The following is a 19,626-nucleotide window of genomic DNA, read 5'->3' as shown; positions in this document are numbered from 1 at the left end:
TGGTGCGGGCGGGGGCGCGAGCGGGGGCGCCGCGGCCGAGGGGCTCGGGGCCCCGGCGAAGGCCGGTATCGCGGCGGGTGTGGTGGCCGCGACGGCCGGGGTCGCGCTGGCGCTCGGCCTCATCGGCGACGAGAAGAAGCCCGAGCCGGAGGACAGGCCGAAGCCGCCGGTCTCGCAGCCGCTGGTGCCGCAGCTGCCGCCGTCCCCGGACCCCTCACCGTCGCCCCCGCCTCCGCCGCCCGCGCCGCAGCCGCCGGTGGTGGTGGCGGCCACGCCGACGCCCGCTCCCACACCGGCGCCGACCCCGCCCCCTGCCCCCACACCGACCCCGACGCCCTCCCCCACGCCTACGCCGACACCTACTCCGACCCCGACGCCCGCACCCACCCCTACGCCGACACCCACGCCGACCCCGACGCCCACACCCACACCGCCGCCTCCCCCGCCACCGGCGCCGGAGGTCTACCAGGTGAACCGGCTCGACTACGGCGTCTTCGGCGACGGCACCAAGCCCGAGGTGCGGCTCACCCAGTCGACCTGGCTCTGGCAGCGCTCCAGCGTGTCGATCGGCGGGACCCGGTACGGACACGGGGCGACCGTCCACGGGAAGTCCTCGGTCACCATCGACCTGAACCGCGGCTGCACGGCGTACGACGCGCTGGTCGGCGTCGACGACCTGACGCTCGGCCGCGAGGCCGCGGTGCGGTTCTCGGTGTACGCGGACGGGGCGCGGCTCTGGCGGTCACAGGTGATCCGGAGCGGTGACCCGGCGGTACCGGTCCATGTGGACCTGACCGGCCGCGAGACGCTGCGCCTGGTCGTCGAGCCGGACACACCGCTCGACCGGGTGGCGCTCGTGGACTGGGCCCAGTCGCGGATCAGCTGCGGTTAGGCCCGGTCCGGCGGGTCAGGCTCCGGGAGTTCCGCCCTCCTGCCGGGCTTCGGCGGGCGGGCGGTTGCGTTTCCGGTGGGCGGCGACGCGGGTGCGCGAGGCGCAGCGCGGCGAGCAGTAGCGGCGCGGGGTGCCGGGTCCGGTGGCCAGGTAGAGCGTCGCGCAGTCCGGGGCCGCGCAGCCGCCCCAGGCCGGGCGGCCGTGCTCGCTGAGCAGCTGGGCCAGGGCGAGCGCGCCGGACGCGGTGAACCAGTCGGCCCAGCTCGCGTCCTCGCCCCGGTCGACGTGCAGATGCCAGGCGTGACCGTCGTGCCGTGACAGGCGCGGGCGGGCGCCGCACTCCTCCAGCAGGGCGTTCAGGGCCAGGGCCGACCGGTCCGTGTCGGTCTCGGTGAGTACGTCGTCCGTGAGCCGGACCGTGGCGGCCCGCAGCTCCGCGGCGTCCGTGGCGGTGAAGGCGGCTTCGGCGACGTCGTCGGGGGTCTCGCCGTGGCGGCGCAGCAGGGCGGCCAGGGCGTCGCGGGAGAGCGCGGGGTCCTCGCGTACGGCGTTGGCGATCTCCATCAACCGTTCGGCGGGGCGGAAGCCCTGACGGGAGTCCTGGGAGAAGCCCTGACGGATGCCCTGGTGGGCGGTGGTGCCGCTCATGGTGTCGTCGCCCTCTCAATCGCCGCTTCCCACTCTACTGTAACGTCTTTTTAAGGTAAGCCGTTACAGTCAGGTCGGGACCGGGCCGGGCCCAGCCGGGTCGAGCCGGACCGGACCGGGCCACGGTCGGGGTGGGGAAGGCGGGCGGGCTCCATGATGGGGCGGGGGTTGCGGAGTTATCTGGCCACCGCGTTCTGCGCGCGGCTGGCCGACGAGGGCGTGGCGGTGGCCGTGGCGCTGCTCGCCCTGGAGCGCACCGGGAGCGCGGCTCAGAGCGGGTTCGTGCTGGCCGCATGGCTGGCGCCGCATCTGCTGGCCGCGCCGCTGACCGGCGGCCTGGCCGCGCGGGTGCGGTGGCCGCGGCTCTGGTACGCCGCCGCGCTCGGGGGGTTCGGCGCGGCGATCGCGGGGCTCGCGCTGACCGTCGGCCGGGGGCCGGTGGGGCTGGCCCTCGCGGTCGCGCTGGCCGGGGGCTGCTGCGGCCCTGTCGTCTCGGGCGGGCTCTCCAGCCTCGTCGCGTCCCTGGCGCCCGACGAGGAGGCACGCGCGCGTGCGTACGCGTGGGACGCCGCGACGTACAACGCCGCGTCGGTGGTGGGGCCCGCGGGTGTGGCGCTCGCCTCGGCCGCGCTGTCGCCCGGTGCGGCGACGCTGCTGCTCGCGGGGGCGGCGGCGGGCGCCGCCGGGCTGGTCTGGCTGCTGCCGCTGCGGGCGGGTCCGGCGGCTGTGGCGCGCTCCCTGCGGGCCGATCTGACGGCCGGGCTCGCGGCGGTGTGGCGGATACCCGCGCTGCGGGCGATCACCGCGAGCACCTGTGTGGCGTACGTCGGCGTCGGCGGGCTGACGGTCACCGCGGCGCTGCTCGCCGAGGAGCGTGGACGGGCGGGGGGCGCGGGGGTGCTGGTGACCGCCTTCGCGCTGGGGGCGCTCGGCGGATGCCTCGCGGTGGCCCGCAGGCCGCCGCGCGGATCCGCGCGGCGGCTGGCTCGTTGGAGCCTGCTCGGTACGGGGGCCGCGCTCGCGGGGGCGGCGGCGGCGCCGTACGAGCTGGCCGTGGTGCTGTTCGGCGTGGCCGGGCTGTGTGACGGGCCGCTGCTCACGGCGACCCTGCGCATCCGCGCGGCGTACGCGCCTCAGGAGGTGCGGGCGCAGGTCTTCACGCTGGGGGCGGGTCTGAAGCTCTCGGCGGCGGCGGGCGGCGCGGCCCTGGTGGGTGTGGGTGCGGGCGCCGCGCTGCCCGCGTACGCCCTGCTGCTGGTCGTCGCCGCGCTCCAGTTGGCCGCGGCGGCCCTGCTGCGAGGCCGCTCGGAGGGCTGAGGCGTCTCCTCGCCTCCTCGCCACTCTCAACGTATAGCGCGGTGGGGGGCTTGCGGCAAGGGCCGGGGGGTGGCGCAGAATCGCCAGCCTGGTCCGGAACTTATGGGTACAGGGGGTTCGTGGTGATTGATGTCGTTGTGGTCGGTGGTGGCCCTACCGGGATGATGCTGGCCAGCGAGTTGAGGCTGGCCGGGGTGCGGGTGGTCGTGCTGGAGAAGGAGCCGGAACCGCCCGCGTTCGTCCGCGCGCTCGGGCTGCATGTGCGCAGCATCGAGGTGCTGGATCAGCGTGGTCTGCTGGAGCGGTTTCTGCCGCTCGGCCAGCGGTTCGAGGTCGGCGGTTTCTTCGCCGGTATCGACAAGGGGTGGCCCGCCCGGCTGGACACCGCGCACGGGTACGTCCTGGGCATCCCGCAGACCGTCACCGACCGGCTGTTGGCCGAGCGCGCCGACGAGCTCGGCGCGGAGATCCGGCGCGGATGCGAGCTGGTCGGGCTGAGTCAGGACGAGCACGGGGTGACCGCCGAGCTGGCGGACGGCACGCGGCTGCGCTCGCGCTTCCTCGTCGGCTGCGACGGCGGGCGGAGCACGGTGCGGGGGCGGCTCGGCGTCGGCTTTCCCGGCGAGCCGTCCAGGGTCGAGACGCTGCTGGGCGAGATGGAGCTGACCGCGTCGCCGGACGAGTTGGCCGCCGTGGTGGCCGAGGTCCGCGCGACCCAGAAGCGGTTCGGCGCGATGCCGCTGGGGGACGGGATGTACCGCGTCGTGGTGCCCGCCGACGGTGTGGCGGACGACCGGTCCGTCCCGCCGGGCCTGGAGGAGTTCAGGCGGCGGCTGCGGGCGGTCGCCGGTACCGATTTCGGGCTGCACTCGCCGCGCTGGCTGTCCCGTTTCGGCGATGCCACCCGGCAGGCCGAGCGCTATCGCGTCGGGCGGGTGCTGCTGGCGGGGGACGCGGCGCACATCCACCCGCCGACCGGTGGGCAGGGGCTCAACCTGGGCATCCAGGACGCGTTCAACCTGGGCTGGAAGCTGGCCGCCGAGGTGGGCGGCTGGGCGCCGGACGGTCTGCTCGACAGCTACCACGCCGAGCGGCATCCGGTGGGTGCCGACGTGCTGGACAACACCCGTGCGCAGATGCAGCTGATGTCCACCGAGCCGGGCGCTCAGGCGGTGCGCCGACTGGTGTCGGAGCTGATGGACTTCGACGACGTGAACCGGTACCTGATCGAGAAGATCACCGCGATCGGGGTCCGCTATGACTTCGGGGACGGGCACGAGCTGCTCGGCAGGCGGCTGCGGGACGTGGAGCTGAAGCGGGGGCGCCTGTACGAGCTGACGCGCGGCGGGCGCGGGCTGCTGCTCGACCAGACCGGTCGCCTCTCGGCGGCGGGCTGGGCGGACCGGGTCGACCACGTAGTGGACGTCGGCGAGGAACTCGACGCGCCCGCCGTACTGCTACGCCCCGACGGCCATGTGGCCTGGGCGGGCGAGGACCAGGCAGAGCTGCTCGCCCACCTGCCGAGGTGGTTCGGCGCGCCCGCGCGGTGACGGGCACGCCGACCGCGGGGTGCGCGCCCGTGGCGGGACCGGCCGCGCGGTGAGCGGTCGGTGGGCTCAGGCCAGGGCTGTCAGGGCGCGGCGGGCTACCTCTCTGCCGATGGGGAGGGACGCCGTCGCCGCGGGGGACGGGGCGTTCAGGACGTGTACCGCGTGGGGGGACTCGTGGAAGAGGAAGTCGTCCGCGAGCGTGCCGTCGCGGAGCACCGCCTGGGCCCGGACCCCCGCGGGCGAGGGCCGCAGGTCGTCGGCGGTCACCGCGGGCAGCAGGCGGCGCACCGCCGAGGTGAACGCCTCCTTCGACAGGGACCGCCGCAGCTCCCCGGCGCCGTACCGCCAGTGCTGCCGCGCTATGTGCCAGGCGCCGGGCCAGGCGAGCGTCGCGGCCAGCTCGGCGGGGCGCAGCGACGCCCAGGTGTATCCCTCGCGGGCGAGCGCGGGCACCGCGTTCGGTCCCAGGTGGACGCTGCCGTCGATGCCTCGGGTGAGGTGCACGCCGAGGAAGGGGAAGGCGGGGTCGGGGACCGGGTAGACCAGGCCGTTCACCAGCTCCGGGCGGGCCAGCTCGTAGTACTCGCCGCGGAAGGGGACGATCCGCATGCCGGGGTCGTCCCCGGTGAGGCGGGCGATCCGGTCGCAGTACAGGCCCGCGCAGTTGACCAGCACCCGCGCCCTGAGCACCGCCTGGTCCGCGGTGCGGACCGCGACGCCGCGCCCGGCCCGGCGGTCGACGCGGGTGACCTCCGCGCCGTACCGGATGTCCGCGCCACAGGCCTCGGCCAGCCGCGCGGCCACCGCGGCGTAGTCGCACACGCCCGTCGTGCCGACGTGGATACCGGCCAGGCCGCGCACCTGCGGCTCGTACTCCGCTATCTGCGCCGGGCCCAGCTCGCGCACCGGAATGCCGTTCTCCCGGCCGCGCTGCGCCAGGGCGTGCAGGCGGGGCAGCTCGGCGCGCTCGGTGGCGACGATCAGCTTGCCGGTGACCGCGTGCGCGATGTCGTACTCCGCGCAGAACTTGACCATCTCGGCCGCGCCCCGCACCGCGAAGTCGGCCTTCAGCGATCCCGGTCGGTAGTACACGCCGCTGTGGATCACGCCGCTGTTGCGCCCGGTCTGGTGGCGGGCCGGGCCCGGCTCCTTCTCCAGGACCGTCACGCGGGTGCCCGGCGCGGTGCGGGACAGCGCGTACGCCGTCGAAAGACCGACGATCCCGCCGCCCACCACGAGCACATCGGCGTCGTACACGCTCTTGCTCATCACGGATCACACCTCCCAGGTTCGATACTGCACTGCGCCACTGACAACGCCCGCAAACCTGGGCCTCCCGGCCGGGCACACCCTAGGCCCGGCCGGGCGAACCCTAGGCCGGGGCCACCAGCAGGGGGCGGGCGCGTTCGCGCAGTTCCGCGACGCGGGGTTCGTCGCCGTGCGGTTCGAGGCGGTGCAGCAGGTCGCGTACGTACTCGGTGGTGCGCGCCGACGAGATGCGGCCCGCCACCTCGACCGCGCGCAGTCCCTGCGCGCACGCCGCGTCCAGGTTCCCCGACTCCAGCTCGGCGACCGCCGACACCACCAGGCGCAGCCCGTGCGACCGGACGAACTCCTCGGTGGGCCTGGACAGCGCCTGCTCGGTGAAGCGGCGGACCTGGCGGGGCGCCTTCAGGTCGCGGTAGCACTCGGCCGCGTCCGCGGCGAACCGGTCGTAGCAGTAGAAGCCGAGCCAGGACGGGTCCGCGTCGCCGTCCCTGGCCCGCTCCAGCCAGCCCTCGGCGGCCTTGAGCGCGGCGCCCGCCGCTGCGGCGTCGTTGGCGCGCGCGTGCGCGCGTGCCTCGACTAGGCGGAAGAAGCTCATGGTGCGGGCCGTGGCGAGGCCGCGGTTGCGTTCGAGCGCGGCCTGCGCGAGGTCGACCCCCTCGTCGCCGAAGCCCCGGTAGGTGGCTTGTAAGGACATGGTGGCGAGTACGTAGCCGCCCAGGGGCACGTCGGCCGCCGCCCTGGCCAGCCGCAGCGCCTGGATGTAGTAGCGCTGCGCCGCCTCCTGCTGGCCGGTGTCGAAGGCCATCCACCCGGCGAGCCGGGTCAGTTCGGCGGTCGCGCCGAACAGCGCGCGCCCCACCTCGTCCGAGTACGAGCCGAGCAGCAGCGGCGCCGCCTCGACGCGCAGGCACTCCGGGACCATCGAGGAACGCCAGTCGCCGCCGCCGTACTTGGAGTCCCAGCGGCGGGCGTCCTGGGCGGCCTCGCGCAGCTTCTGCACGTCGCTGTGGCCGACTTTGAGCGGTGCGTCGCCGGGCGCGGAGCCGCTGTCAGCAGCGCTGGCGCTGACGGCGCTGGCGAGGGAGCGCTCCACGGAGCTGTCGGCGGGCGTAATCAGCCATCTGGAGGCGGGCGTGGCATATGCGCTGACCGCGAACGAACCGGCCAGCGACTGCCAGATCCCCCCGCCGCCACGCCGCCCGGCGAGGTCGAGGCGGTAGAGGTCGGTCGCCGACCGGACGGCGGCTCCCACGTCCCGCGGGAAGGCGAGCCCCACCTCGGGCGCGGGGTCGGCGTCCGCGAGCCCTATCTCCTGCAACGGCACCGGCCTGCCGAGCTTCTGGCCGATGGCCGCGGCGATGAGATGCGGGGCCGCACCCTGCGGCACCATGCCCTTGGAGACCCAGCGGGCCACCGAGGTCTTGTCGTAGCGAAGGGTCAACCCGCGCTGTGCGCCGAGGTCGTTGACCCGCCGCGCGAGTCCCGCGTTGCTGATTCCCGCGAGGGCGAGAACGGCGCCGAGCTTGTCGTTCGGCCCGCGTTGCTCCCTGGACATGCGCCACCCCTCGACACAGACGGCTGCCGCGGGGGCATAACCACGCGGCATTCGTAAACCCAGCGTAGTTCGCCGCATCCCAAGCGTTAAGGGGCAAGTTCCGGATGGCGGGATTGTTGTCTGTACAGAAGCGGCGCCGAACAGGGTCGTGCTCCGGGCGTGTGGCCGTGCGCCCGCCCGTGCGCTCTTCTCCGGCCATCCGGGGAGCGCTTCCATGGCAACGCGTGGGTCGGCCCGCTGCGTACTGGATCCAGTGGGCTGGGGGACACCGCCGCCTACATCCCCGCGGGCGGCGGACCAGTCCGGGAGGCGCACCCCGCCTCCCGGACTGCGCGACCGGCCGTCCGGCGGACGGATTGGCCGAAAACAGCCGGTCCCCAACCGGCCTCCGTGCGGCCCGTCGAGGGTCGCCGGGTGAGCCAACTCTTCCGCTTCGGGGGCGCATTGTGCTGCGCGCGTGCCGCCCCGCAGTCGCTCCCGCGCGCCTTCTTCGTGGCAGCATGGTCCCGAACTCGTTCGGTGCTCTGTTCTGTCCACAGCCTGTGGAGGCGGCGATGCGGTGGTTGGTGGGGTGGAGTCGTACCACCGCGAAAGCGCCCGGAAGTCCCGGAAGCTTCGGAAGTCCCGGAAGCTTCGGAAGTCCCGGAAGTCCCGGAAGTCCCGGAAGCCTCGGCGACGCCGACGGCGGGGATCCGCACCCGGTGGGCTCCCAGCTGCTCTGGAGCGACCCCGATCCGCTGTGGGCGGTCGGCGACTGGCGCGTGGACGAGGTACGCGTCATCGAGGCCGACCCGCACACCAGGATCGCGGTACTGGGCACCTGCGGCGCCAGCGACGAACAGCTCAGGCTCGGCCTGCTGGCCGCGCGCGGCGGCGCGCTGCGGCATCTGACCACCTGGTCCGGGAGTTACACGGCCGTCGTCCAGGTGGGGCGGCGGGTCACCGTCGCGGGCGACCTGGCGGGCGCACGGCCCGTTTTCCACACCCCCTGGGCGGGCGGCACGGCGTACGCGACGGCCGCGCTCCCGCTCGCCGACCTGGTCGAGGCCCATCTCGACATCGGCTACCTCGCGGCGCTGCTCGCCTGCCCCGACGTGCCCGAGGCCCTGCACGACTCGACGCCGTACGCGGGCGTGCGGCGCATTCCGCCGGGGCACGCGCTGATCCTGCGCGACGGCGCACGGGAGATCGCCGGGTACGAACCGGTGGCCTCGCTCGCGATCGCGGCACCCCAGATGGACGCGACGCGCGCCGTGGACGGCGTACGTGACGCGCTCGTCGACGCGGTGCGCGCCCGGCTGTCCGCGCCCCGCCATGTTCCGGACATCGATCCGGGTCCGGTGCCCGGCATGGGTCCCGCCGAGCGCCGGGCCCCCCGGCTGCCGGCGCCCGGCATCGGCGCCGACCTGTCCGGGGGGCCCGCGTCCGGGACGCTCGCGCTGCTCGCCGCGGGTCTGCCGGGGCTGCCGGGCACGGTGCTCGGGCATGGCACAGGGGCCGGGGAGCGGCTGCTCGCCGTCACCTTCAACGACCTGACGGCCAGCGGCCGCGAGGCCGAGCTGGAGCGCGCCGGGGCCATCGCGGCGAACCCCCGGCTGCACCATGTCGTCGTCACCGGCGGCGAGGAGACCCTCCCCTACGCCGACCTGGACGGACCGCTCACGGACGAGCCGGGGCCCTCGCTGGTGCTGGCCGGGCGGCACCGCGCGCGACTCGCCGCGGGCAGCGCCGACCACTTCACCGGCGGCGGCGCGCGGCAGGTCCTGGACGCGCATCCGGCCCGGCTGGCCGATCTGCTGATGGACCGGCGCCGCCGCCATCTGGTGCGCCCGGTCGCGGCGCTGGCGAAGAGCGAAGGATCGGTCCTGGTCCCGGCGAAGGTCTACGCGGCCGCGCGCCGACTGGCCCGTACGTCCTACCGCTCCGGGCTCGGGGACGCCGCGCTGCGGCTGCGGGACGGGCGCTTCGACGAACCGCCGGGCGCGGTGGGAGCCTCCCTCGCGGCACTCACCTGGGCCAGGCCGGGACCGGCCGCGCGCTGGCTCACCGGGGAGGCGCTCGCCGAAGTATCGGTTCGCCTGGAGCAGGCCGCCATGCGTCCGGGGCCCGGTCCGGGGCAGCACCCCGGCGAGCTGCGCGCGCGTGCCGCGCTGGCCCGGCACGCCGCGGATCTGCGGGTTCTGGAGCAGGCCGCCGAGGTCCGCTCGCAGCGGCTGCACACGCCCTTCCTGGACAACCAGGTGGTACGGGCCTGCCGCGCGCTGCCGGAAGCGCTGCGGGTCCGGCCGGGCGCCCGCGCGGACATCCTCCGTGCGGTGCTGGAGGGCGCCGGGGTCACGGAGCTGCCGCCCGGCTGGGGCGCCGCCTCGCATGCCTCGTCCGCGGCGGCGGTCGGCACGGGGCTGCGCGTCGCGGTCGGCTCCCTGGTCGACCTCTTCGGTACGCCGCTGCTCGCGCAGGCGGGTCTCGTCGAGGCCAGAGTCGTCCGCAAGGCCCTGCGCGCGGCGGCCGACGGCGCGGGGCTGCCCCTGGACGGCCTGGCCGAACTCGTCTCGACAGAGCTCTGGCTCCGCCGCCTCCTGTCCCGCCGCGGCACCTGCTGGACCGGCACCCCGACCCGCACCCGCGCGGTCCCCGCCGGGATATCCCCCAGGCGGGGCGCACTCGGGGGCGCGGGCCGCACCTGAACCACGAGAGGCCGCGTGGCGCGGGCCGCGGGTGGGCCGGGCCGTGCTGGTCCGGGCTGGTCCGGGCCGTGCTGGTCCGGGCCGCGGCGGACCGCACGGAAGGTCGGGCCGGGTGAGGGGCGCGTGCGGGGTCGTGGGTCCACTCGGGCACGCGAGACTCCGGCGGGCTCGGGCGTACGAGAGGCCGCGAGGCGCGGGTCGCGGGTGGGCTGGACGGGAGCGCCGGAGCCGGAGGCGGCGCGCCGGAGCCGGGGGCGGCGCGCGGGAGCCGGGGCGGCGTGCCGGAGCGGGGCGGGCGTGGGACCCGGACGGGCGCCCTGTGGGAGTGGTCTGCGGGCGGGGCGGGCGTCGGTCGGGGTGCGTGGGGGTCGCGTAAAATCGGGGCATTGTGTCTGACGATCACCACGCCTCCCGACCCCACGGCGCGCCCCGCTTCCCCGGAGGCCCCACACCCGACCCCGCGGGGTCGCACCACGAGCGGCGCATCCGCAGTTTCCAGCCGCGCCGGAGCCGGGTGACCGCCAGCCAGGGTGAGGCCCTGGAGCGGCTGTGGCCCAAGTGGGGCCTGGACATCGACGGACGGCGCGTCCTCGACCTCGGTGAACTCTTCGACGGCCGCCCCGTCGTCCTGGAGATCGGCTTCGGCATGGGCGAGGCCACCGCGCAGATGGCGGCCGACGACCCGGAGACCGGGATTCTCGCGGTCGACGTGCACACACCCGGCCAGGGCAACCTGCTCGGTCTCGCGGACCGGAACGGCCTGTCCAACATCCGCGTGGCCAACGGCGACGCGATCATCCTCCTCCGCGAGATGCTGGCCCCCGAGTCGCTGGACGGGCTGCGCGTCTACTTCCCCGACCCGTGGCCCAAGACCCGGCACCACAAGCGGCGCATCATCCAGCCGGACTTCCTCACCCTCGCCGCGCCCCGGATGAAGCCCGGCGCGCTGCTGCACTGCGCGACCGACTGGGAGCCCTACGCCGAGCAGATGCTCGAGGTGCTCGACGCGCACCCCGACTTCGAGAACACCCAGCCAGGCGGCGGCTTCGCGCCCCGCCCGGCGTTCCGGCCGCTCACCCGGTTCGAGGGCCAGGGTCTGGACAAGGGGCACGTCGTCCACGACCTGCTGTTCACCCGCACCGCCGCGCTCACCTCCGAGAGCGCCCCCGAGGGCGGCCCCGGAAGCGACCCCGAGAGCGCGCGCCCCTGAGCTGGTCCGGGGCACCGTCGCGGACCGCCGTCGTCCCTCGTTAGGGTCAACGCCGTGGCCGTCAGCGATCCGTATCCGCCGTCCGAGGTCCCGCACGTCGAGGGGCCGAGACCGCGCCGTACCTCCTGGTGGCGGCACAGGGCCGTACGGGCGGGCGCGCTGGTCGCTCTGCTCGCCGTGTCCGGGGTCGTCATCCTGGCCCTGGTCAGGGAGCAGACCGGCACGGAAGGCTTCCTCGTCGGGCTCGGGCTCGCGGTGCTGCCGGTACCGCTGCTGACCGCCGCGTTCCGCTGGCTGGACCGGGTCGCGCCGAGCCCCTGGCGGAACCTGGTGTTCTGCTTCGCCTGGGGCGCCTGCGCCGCCGCTCTCATAGCGATCGTCGCGAACTCGTTCGCGATGAACTGGATAGCCGCCAACACCCCCGACCGGACCGACGCCGACGCGCTCGGCGCGACCGTCATCGCACCGGTCGTCGAGGAGACCGGCAAGGCGGCCGCGGTCCTGCTGGTCTTCCTGTTCCGCAGGCGGGACTTCACCGGGATCGTCGACGGCGTGGTGGTCGCCGGAGTCACCGCCACCGGCTTCGCGTTCACCGAGAACATCCTCTACCTGGGCAACGCCTACGGCATGGACGCCGACGGCGGCTTCCCGGACGGCGGTCTCGTCGACGACACCGGCGCCGACCTGCCGTCGATGACCGTCCTGACGTTCTTCGTACGGGTCGTCATGTCGCCGTTCGCGCACCCGCTGTTCACCGTGCTCACCGGCATCGGTTTCGGCATCGCCGCGCACGCGGCGCACCGCCAGCGGACGCGCCGGGTGCTGGCGCCGGTCGGCGGGCTGCTCCTGGCGATGGGCATGCACGCGCTGTGGAACGGCTCCGCGGTCTTCGGCGGCCTCGGCTTCTTCGCCGTCTACGCGTCCTTCATGGTTCCCTGCTTCGGGCTGCTGACCTGGCTGGCGATCTGGACCAGGCAGCGCGAGCTGCGCATGCTGCGCGAGGAGTTGCCCGCCTATGTGCGCGCCGGCTGGCTCGCGCCGCTGGAACCTCGGGCACTCGCCTCGCTGCGCGCCCGGCGCATCGCCCGCGCGCACGCCGCCAGGACCCAGGGCCGGGACGCGGCCCGCGCGGTCGCCGACTACCAGCGCTGTGCGACGTCGCTGGCGCTGCTCAGGAACCGGGGCCGCGGCGGCCGGGCGGGCGCCGACTTCGTCGTACGGGAGCGTGCGCTGCTGGACGAGCTGTGGCGGCACCGCGGCACGGCGCGCCCCGCACACGCCCACGCGGCCTGGGAGACGGCCCCGGCGGTCCCACCGGTCCCGGCCTCGGTCCCGCCCTGGCCGGTCGGCCCCGGCTACGGCCCCGGCTACGGCTACGGCTACGGCTACGGCGCGGGATACGCGGGGCCGCACCACCCGCACAGCGGCTGAGCGCGGCCCACCGCGGCCAGCGGCACGACCACCACAGGCGAACGCGCGTGCGTTTCACGTGAAACCGCGTTCCGGGCACGCGTCGTACCGCGGGCATGCGTCGTACCGACAGCCCTGGCGTCGGGGGGGGTGCCGCCAGGACTGCCGGAGTCCAGGGGAATCAGAGTCAGAGATTCGCGAGCGGAGGGCCGGGAACCGAGGCCTGACAGATCAGGGGTTGAGGCCCTTGCTGCGCAGCCACGCCCTCGGGTCCACCTTGCCGCCGCCGGGCGACTCGACCTCAAGGTGCAGGTGCGGGCCCGAGGAGTTGCCGGTGGAGCCGACCCGGCCGATGACCTCGCCCGTGGTGACCTTCTGGCCCGCCGTGACGGCGATCGACGACTGGTGGCTGTAGGAGACCTCCGTGCCGTCGTCCAGCTCCAGGACGGTGCGGTACCCGTACGCGCTGCCGTGCCAGCCAGCGAACTTGACGGTGCCGCTGTGCACGGCCTTGATCGGCGTACCCGTCGGGGCGGCGAAGTCCAGCCCGGTGTGGTACCCGGACGACCACATCGGGCCAGCCTGCCCGTAGGTCGAGGTGATCGTGTAGGAGGAGGTGGGGAGCGAGAAGCTCGCGGCGAGCTTGGCGAGGCGCTCCTCCTCGGCCTTGCGCTTGGCCTCTTCCTCGGCCTTGCGCTTCTTCTCCTCTTCAGCCTTGCGCTTGGCTTCCTCTTCGGCCTTGCGCTTCTTCTCGGCCTCGGCCTCGGCGTCGCTGCGCGCCTTCGCGGCGTCCTCAGCGGCCTTCTTGGCGGCGGCGTCCGCCGCCGCGACCTGCTCGGCGGTCGCGGCTTGGTCCTGCTTGCGCTCGGCCTGCTGCACGATGCGGGCGCGCAGCGCCTCACCGGCGTCCACCGAGCCCTGCTCACCGTCGGCTTCGGCGCCCGCGGTGGCCTGCGAGACCGTGGCCACGCCGCCGAGCTCGGCGGCGGACTCGGACTCGCTCTCGTCGCCGTCATCGGACAGCAGCGAGCCCACGTCCGGAAGCTTGTCCGTCACGCCCGAGAGGTCGGGCATGGATATCGGGGCCGCCGACTTGTCCTGCGCGGTGGCGATGCCGCCCGCGCCGACCGCGGCGATGACGCCGACGCCGAGCACCGTGGAGCTGCGGGCGAATCCGCCGCGCTGCTTGGCGACGCGGTGCCTGCCGCGCACGGGGCGGATGGACTCCTCGGTGGGATTCCACTCCCCCACGGGCTCCTCAAGAGCGAGAGAGCCGGGCTCGTAGCCGTCGTCCGGCAGGTACGAGACTTCGGGGGCAGGCCTGTTGGACGCCACTGGGGCGCACTCCTTTCCTTCCTCTCGCCTACCGGGTTAGCTGACGGGTTCGGAACAGGAAGGTTTCCTACGGGCACTCCAGCGCCTCGGTTGAAGCGTGTCGCGCCCGATTCACCCCAAGTAGGTGGTTCCCCGGCTCCCTTGCGGGATTAGGCGTGTGAGCACGGAGCCGACTCTTGTGACGGCTGGGACGACCGCGCTGCGTTATCGAACGTTAATAGACCCCGACCCCGGATTCCAAGCCGTTCCCACTGATCGTTCAGGATCTCGGCCGTGGACTTAACGGGGCATGGAGGGTCCAAATCGGGCGAGTCGACTCCTCCGGATCGGCACTGATTTTCTTGACGGTGTGTCAGTCGTTATGCGGAGGGGTCCCCTTCGGTCACCTTCGGTGACATCGCGGGTCGGCTGACCGCGAGCAGCGCCATGTCGTCGGTCGTGACGCCTCCCGTGTGGCCGTGCACTTCGTCGGCCACGGTGCCGAGCAGCGCGTCGGGGCCCGGAAAGACCCGCCCGCTCAGCCGCGCCGCCGGATCGTAGAAGACGTTTCCCGCGTCCCGCGCTTCGGAGAGCCCGTCCGTGTAGAGCAGAAGCGTGGCCCCCACGGGGAACTCGGCCTCGGTCACCCGGTCCGGCCAGCCGCCCAGGTCGCCCATCCCGAGCGGCAGCGCGGGCTCGTCGGGGGTCAGCACCCGCAGCGCCCCGTCCGCGCACAGCAGCAGCGGCTCCGGGTGCCCCCGGTTGATCAGGCGGATGACGCCGTCGCCGTGCGGGATCTCCGCGAGTACGGCCGTGGTGAACCCCTCGAACGCGTCGAGCCCCTCGCGCCGGGTGCCCTCACGGGTCAGGGCGCGCTCCAGGCGCTGCGCCACGGCCGCCAGGGTCGCCTCGCCCTCGGCGGCCTCCCGGAAGGCCCCGATGACCACCGCGACCGCCTCGACCGCGCCGAGGCCCTTGCCGCGTACGTCGCCGACGATGAGCCGTACGCCGTGCGGGGTGTCCTGGACCGCGTAGAGGTCGCCCCCGATGAACGCGTCGGCCTGCGCGGCCTCGTAGCGGGCGGCGATGGCGAGCCCGCGGATGCTGGGCGGCGGCTCCGGCAGCACGGCCCGCTGGGCCGCCTCGGCGATATGACGGACCGAGGCGAGCTGCTCGCCTCTGCTGCGGACGACGAGGTTGATCACGATCGCCAGAGCGGCCACGGTGGTGACCGTGACCAGTTCGGTGGTCTCCTGCGGAAACCCCATCGTGCCGTAGTACATCTGCGGCCCGATGACCGACGCCGACGCGGCGATCCCGATCAGGACCGTGCCGCTGAGCGCGAAGAACGGCGCGGCGATCAGCGGGGCGGCCGAGAAGAACGGCGCGGCGGTGAACCTGGGCGGGGTCAGCAGGGCGACGGTCAGCCCGACGGCGATCAGCAGCACCGGCAGCGCGCGGACGAAGGTGATGCCCCGGTCCCGGTCCCAGTGCCGAGGCCGGTGCCGTCCGACCGGTGTCCCCGGCGCCCCTGCTCGATGGCCCACCCGTTCGTCTCCCGCCACGTCCGCCCCGTACCGGCCGCGGACCGCTGCCGCTGTTCCCTCAGCCTTCCCGCAGCGGGGGCCGCGGGCTACCGGATGTGCGCCGAACGGGTGACGAGGGAAGCGGGGAAGCGGGAAACGCGTCAGGCCCGACAGCTCGAAAGCTGCCGGGCCTGACGTTCAGTAGCGGGGACAGGATTTGAACCTGCGACCTCTGGGTTATGAGCCCAGCGAGCTACCGAGCTGCTCCACCCCGCGTCGGTGAACTCAACTATACGCCATCCGGACGGGCCTCCCGACCACGTTCACTGTGGCGTCCGCCTCAGAGGTCGATGCCGAGCACCAGCGCCCCCAGCGAGTAGACGGTCGCGGTGACCAGCACGACTCCGATGACGTTCAGCCAGACGCCGCCCCGGATCATCTGCCCGATGGTGATCTTGTCCGTACTGAACACCACGGCGTTCGGCGGAGTCGCGACCGGGAGCATGAACGCGCACGTGGCGGCCAGCGCCACCGGCAGCGTGAACAGCAGCACGTCCTGATCCGTCCCGGCCGCGACCGCCGCCATGACCGGCACGAAGGTCGCCGTGGTGGCGGTGTTGCTGGTCAGCTCGGTCAGCAGCAGGATCACGACCACGATCACGACCACCAGGAGCAGCACCGGCAGCGCGTCGAGCCCGCCGACCTGGTCGCCGATCCACGCGCCGAGTCCGCTCGCGCCGATCTGCGCGGACAGCGCCAGACCGCCGCCGAAGAGCAGCAGGATGCCCCACGGCACATCTCGGGTGTCCTCCCACTCCAGTACGCGCTTGCCGCCGCCGGACGTGACCGGCAGCGTGAACAGCGCCACCGCCGCCAGCATGGCGACCCCCGCGTCGGACACATGGTCGTCCACCCAGGCCACGTACGGGCTGAGCACGCCCACCAGGACCCACAGCAGGGCGGTGGCGGCGAAGACGGCGAGTACGGTCCACTGGCCGCGCCCCATCGGCCCGAGCTCCCGCCTGCGCTGCTCGATCAGCTCCCGGCCGCCCTCGATCTCCCTGATGCCGGGGCGGAAGACCCGCGTCAGCACCAGCCAGGCGATGACGAGGAAGACCGCGGCCAGCGGCACGCCGAACAGCATCCACTCGAAGAAGGTGATGTCGATGCCCTGCTCGGATTTCAGATAGCCCTGGAGGAACGCGTTGGGCGGGGTCCCGATGACGGTGCCGAGCGAGCCGATGGACGCCGCGTAGGCGATGCCGAGCAGCAGCGCGGTGGCGAAGTTCGCGTCCTGACGGCCGCCGCGCAGCCGCGTCACCAGGCCGAGCACCGCGACCCCGATGGGCAGCATCATCACCGTGGTGGCGGTGTTGGAGATCCACATGCTGAGCAGCGCGGTGGCCAGCATGAAGCCGCCGATCATGCGCATGGGGCTGGTGCCCACGAACAGCACCGTACTCAGCGCGAACCGGCTGTGCAGGTTCCAGCGCTGCATGGCCAGGGCGATGATGAAGCCGCCCATGAACAGGAAGATGACCGGATTCGCGTACGGGGCGGCGGTGTCCTTGATGGGGGCGACGTCGAGCACCGGCATCAGCACCAGGGGCAGCAGCGCGGTGGCGGGCAGCGGCACGGCCTCCGTCATCCACCAGACCGCCATCAGCGTGGCGACCGCCGCCACGTTCTTGCCGTCCGCGGAGAGCGAGTCGGGCAGGACCAGGCGGACGAGCAGCGCGAGCACGACACCGGCCCCGAGCCCGATCCACTGACGCGGAACCACCGCGCCCGCCCCGTCTCGCCCGTCTCGTCCGTCTCGTCCGTCTCGCCCTACTCGCTCCTCTCCCTTTTCCTGCCCCTCTCGCCCTTCGCTGAGGCTGGGCTCCGACATCAGGCATCCCCCCTGTGGCATGTACACCCTCTACACCCTCGCCGCGAGGGCGGGGGACAACATCCCACCGGGGGTGGCCTGCGACAAGACCCCGTACGCGACGGCCTGGAGGCGCGCTACAGGGCGTGGCCCGTGGTCGCGTCCACATGGGCCGGGACCTCGTCGTGGCGGTCGCCGACGGTGAGCGTCCCAGTGGGCTCGAACATCAGGATCGCGGCGCCGTCCGGCGCGTACGGCTTGTGCTCGACGCCGCGCGGGACGGTGAAGACCGACCCGGTGGGCAGCGTGACCGTACGCTCCCCCGCGGGCTCGCGCAGGGCGATGCGCAGCTCCCCGTCGAGTACGAGGAAGAACTCGTCGGTGTGCTCGTGGGCGTGCCAGACGTGCTCGCCCTCGACCTTGGCGACGCGTACGTCGTAGTCGTTGACGCGCTGGACGATACGGGGGCTCCACAGGGCGTCGAAGGAGGCCAGCGCCTGGCCCAGGGCGACGGGCGCGGGGGAATCGATGAGGGAATCGATGAGGGGCGGCGTACCGGTTTCGTTGCTCATGCGTCCATGGTCACCGCGACGCTCCGTGCCCACGAGTGCTAGAAATCGCATATGCCGCAAGGATCCTCGCACCGGGTCGTCGTGATCGTCGACGAGAACTCCAACCCGTTTGAACTCGGCTGCGCGACCGAGGTGTTCGGGCTGCGCAGACCGGAACTCGGCCGGGACCTCTACGACTTCGCGCTGTGCTCCCCCGAGCCCCGGACCCTGATGCGTGACGGCTTCTTCACGCTCACGGGAGTCGCGGGTCTCGCGGCCGCCGACACCGCGGACACGTTGATCGTGCCCAACCGCCCCGACACCGAGGCCCCGCGCCGTCCGGCCGTCCTCGACGCCGTACGCCGGGCGCACGCGCGCGGGGCTCGTCTGGTGGGCTTCTGCAGCGGCGCCTTCACGCTCGCCGAGGCCGGGGTGCTGGACGGCCGCCGGGCCACCGCGCACTGGCAGTGGGCGGACTCCTTCCGGGCGCGCTTCCCCGCCGTACGACTCGAACCCGACGTGCTGTTCGTGGACGACGGCGACATCCTCACCGCGGCGGGCAGCTCGGCCGCGCTCGATCTCGGGCTGCACCTGGTCCGCCGCGACCACGGGGTGGAGGCCGCGAACTCGGTGAGCCGCCGCCTGGTCTTCGCGGCGCACCGGGACGGCGGGCAGCGCCAGTTCGTGGAGCGGCCGGTGCCCGAGGCGCCCGACGCGTCCCTGGCCCCGGTCCTGGCCTGGGCCCAGGCGCGTCTCGACACCCCGCTCACCGTCAGCGCGCTCGCGGCCCGCGCCGCGGTCAGTCCGGCGACCCTGCATCGCCGCTTCCGCGCTCAGCTCGGCACCACACCGCTGGCCTGGCTGACCGGCGAGCGGGTCGCGCTCGCCTGCCGCCTCATCGAACGCGGCGAGGAACGCCTGGACGTGGTCGCCGCACGCAGCGGCCTCGGCACGGCGGCCAACCTCCGCACCCGGCTGCGGCACACGACGGGCCTGAGCCCGTCGGCGTACCGGCGCAGGTTCGGGCCCGGTACGCCCTACGCGCGGGCGACATAGACCGTGTTGGTGGCGGTGGTCTCCTGCAAGGGGTTGTCGAAGGTCACGACGTGGGCCTCGGACCAGGGGAACACGGCCGCGAGTACGGCGCTGAACGCGTCGCTCGGCGGGTCGTTGGACCACAGGGCGAAGACGCCGCCGGGATGCAGGTGCCCGGCCAGCGCCCGCAGGCCTTCGGCCTGGTAGAGCCCGGCGTGGCTGGGGTGCAGTACATGCTCCGGTGAGTGGTCGATGTCGACCAGTACGGCGTGGAAGCGGCGGCCGGGCGACTCCGGGTCGAGCCCCTGCGCGACACCAGCGGCCGCCCGCGCGAAGAAGTCGCCCCGCACCAGGCGGCAGCGGGGATCCGTCGACAGCCGCTCGCCCAGGGGGACCAGACCTCGCCGGTGCCACTCGATGACCTCGCCGAGTGCGTCGAGCACGGTCAACGAGCGGACCCGGTCGTCGTCGAGCACCGCGCCCGCGGTGTATCCGAGACCCAACCCGCCTACGATGACGTCCAGTTGGCCGGACGCCGCACCGGACGCTGCACCGGACGCTGCACCGGACTCGGAGCCGGACTCGGACTCAGAGTCGGAGCCGGGCGCCGCCGCCAGGCCGAGGCGGGCCAATGCGATCTCCCCCGCCGTGAACAGGCTCGACATCAGGAACTCGTCGCCCAGCTTGACCTCGTACACATCGGTATCGGCGGCGGGATCGCGCCGCCGTCTGAGGCTGATCTCACCCATGGGGGTCGGCTGCCAGTCGATTTCCTCGAAACGCGCGCGCATG

Annotated in this window: 15 protein-coding genes, 1 tRNA gene and 1 riboswitch; of the genes, 7 read left to right on the top strand and 9 right to left on the bottom strand. The window is 73.9% G+C overall.

Annotated features, from left to right (window positions below):
- A partial coding sequence (locus ACX6XY_RS15435) for an NPCBM/NEW2 domain-containing protein (protein WP_460330548.1) occupies positions 1-892 on the top strand: 892 nt, incomplete at its 5' end.
- Between the two features lie 15 nt (positions 893-907).
- Here ACX6XY_RS15435 and ACX6XY_RS15430 read toward each other — a convergent pair.
- The gene (locus ACX6XY_RS15430; protein WP_460330545.1) at positions 908-1,540 is read right to left on the bottom strand and encodes a CGNR zinc finger domain-containing protein; all 633 of its coding nucleotides are present in this window, start codon (positions 1,538-1,540) and stop codon (positions 908-910) included.
- Between the two features lie 168 nt (positions 1,541-1,708).
- Between ACX6XY_RS15430 and ACX6XY_RS15425 the strand changes: the two genes are divergently transcribed.
- Positions 1,709-2,857, top strand: a complete 1,149-nt coding sequence (locus ACX6XY_RS15425; RefSeq protein ID WP_460330543.1) for an MFS transporter — start codon at positions 1,709-1,711, stop codon at positions 2,855-2,857.
- Between the two features lie 122 nt (positions 2,858-2,979).
- A complete protein-coding gene (gene rox, locus ACX6XY_RS15420) occupies positions 2,980-4,407 on the top strand; it encodes a rifampin monooxygenase (protein WP_460330541.1) in 1,428 nt (475 codons plus the stop codon).
- A 66-nt stretch (positions 4,408-4,473) separates the two neighbouring features.
- Here rox and lhgO read toward each other — a convergent pair whose 3' ends face one another.
- Positions 4,474-5,676: an L-2-hydroxyglutarate oxidase gene (gene lhgO, locus ACX6XY_RS15415; protein ID WP_460330539.1), complete on the bottom strand. Its 1,203-nt coding sequence runs from the start codon at positions 5,674-5,676 to the stop codon at positions 4,474-4,476.
- A 103-nt stretch (positions 5,677-5,779) separates the two neighbouring features.
- Entirely contained in the window at positions 5,780-7,231 is a 1,452-nt protein-coding gene (locus ACX6XY_RS15410; protein ID WP_460330537.1) for an MFS transporter, read from the bottom strand.
- Between the two features lie 554 nt (positions 7,232-7,785).
- Here ACX6XY_RS15410 and ACX6XY_RS15405 point away from each other — a divergent pair.
- From ACX6XY_RS15405 to ACX6XY_RS15395, 3 genes are all read left to right on the top strand, one after another.
- A complete protein-coding gene (locus ACX6XY_RS15405; protein ID WP_460330535.1) occupies positions 7,786-9,918 on the top strand; it encodes an asparagine synthase-related protein in 2,133 nt (710 codons plus the stop codon).
- 385 nt (positions 9,919-10,303) lie between these two features.
- Complete coding sequence (gene trmB / locus ACX6XY_RS15400; RefSeq protein ID WP_460330554.1) at positions 10,304-11,128, top strand: tRNA (guanosine(46)-N7)-methyltransferase TrmB; 825 nt, start codon at positions 10,304-10,306, stop codon at positions 11,126-11,128.
- Positions 11,129-11,182: 54 nt separating this feature from the next.
- Positions 11,183-12,559, top strand: coding sequence for a PrsW family intramembrane metalloprotease (locus ACX6XY_RS15395; protein ID WP_460330533.1), 1,377 nt, complete (start codon positions 11,183-11,185; stop codon positions 12,557-12,559).
- Positions 12,560-12,769: 210 nt separating this feature from the next.
- Here the strand turns inward: ACX6XY_RS15395 and ACX6XY_RS15390 are convergent, their stop codons facing one another.
- The 5 genes from ACX6XY_RS15390 to ACX6XY_RS15370 all read right to left on the bottom strand — a co-directional run bounded on the left by ACX6XY_RS15390 (position 12,770) and on the right by ACX6XY_RS15370 (position 17,820).
- Entirely contained in the window at positions 12,770-13,873 is a 1,104-nt protein-coding gene (locus ACX6XY_RS15390) for a M23 family metallopeptidase (RefSeq protein WP_460330530.1), read from the bottom strand.
- 10 nt (positions 13,874-13,883) lie between these two features.
- Positions 13,884-14,039: riboswitch (cyclic di-AMP (ydaO/yuaA leader) on the bottom strand.
- Between the two features lie 193 nt (positions 14,040-14,232).
- On the bottom strand, positions 14,233-15,417 hold the full coding sequence (locus ACX6XY_RS15385; protein WP_460330527.1) for a PP2C family protein-serine/threonine phosphatase: 1,185 nt from the start codon (positions 15,415-15,417) through the stop codon (positions 14,233-14,235).
- Positions 15,418-15,580: 163 nt separating this feature from the next.
- Positions 15,581-15,654: transfer RNA gene (locus ACX6XY_RS15380), tRNA-Met, on the bottom strand.
- A 64-nt stretch (positions 15,655-15,718) separates the two neighbouring features.
- Entirely contained in the window at positions 15,719-17,161 is a 1,443-nt protein-coding gene (locus tag ACX6XY_RS15375; protein WP_460330525.1) for an SLC13 family permease, read from the bottom strand.
- A 224-nt stretch (positions 17,162-17,385) separates the two neighbouring features.
- Positions 17,386-17,820: a cupin domain-containing protein gene (locus tag ACX6XY_RS15370; protein ID WP_460330522.1), complete on the bottom strand. Its 435-nt coding sequence runs from the start codon at positions 17,818-17,820 to the stop codon at positions 17,386-17,388.
- A gap of 51 nt (positions 17,821-17,871) precedes the next feature.
- Here ACX6XY_RS15370 and ACX6XY_RS15365 point away from each other — a divergent pair, with 51 nt between their 5' ends.
- Positions 17,872-18,855, top strand: coding sequence for a helix-turn-helix domain-containing protein (locus ACX6XY_RS15365; protein ID WP_460330520.1), 984 nt, complete (start codon positions 17,872-17,874; stop codon positions 18,853-18,855).
- Here ACX6XY_RS15365 and ACX6XY_RS15360 read toward each other — a convergent pair.
- Positions 18,837-19,625, bottom strand: coding sequence for a polyamine aminopropyltransferase (locus ACX6XY_RS15360; RefSeq protein ID WP_460330517.1), 789 nt, complete (start codon positions 19,623-19,625; stop codon positions 18,837-18,839). The genes ACX6XY_RS15365 and ACX6XY_RS15360 overlap by 19 nt on opposite strands.
- Position 19,626 lies beyond the last annotated feature (1 nt).

The organism is Streptomyces sp. O3 (assembly GCF_054788135.1).
This window is presented reverse-complemented; position numbering and strand designations above follow the sequence as displayed.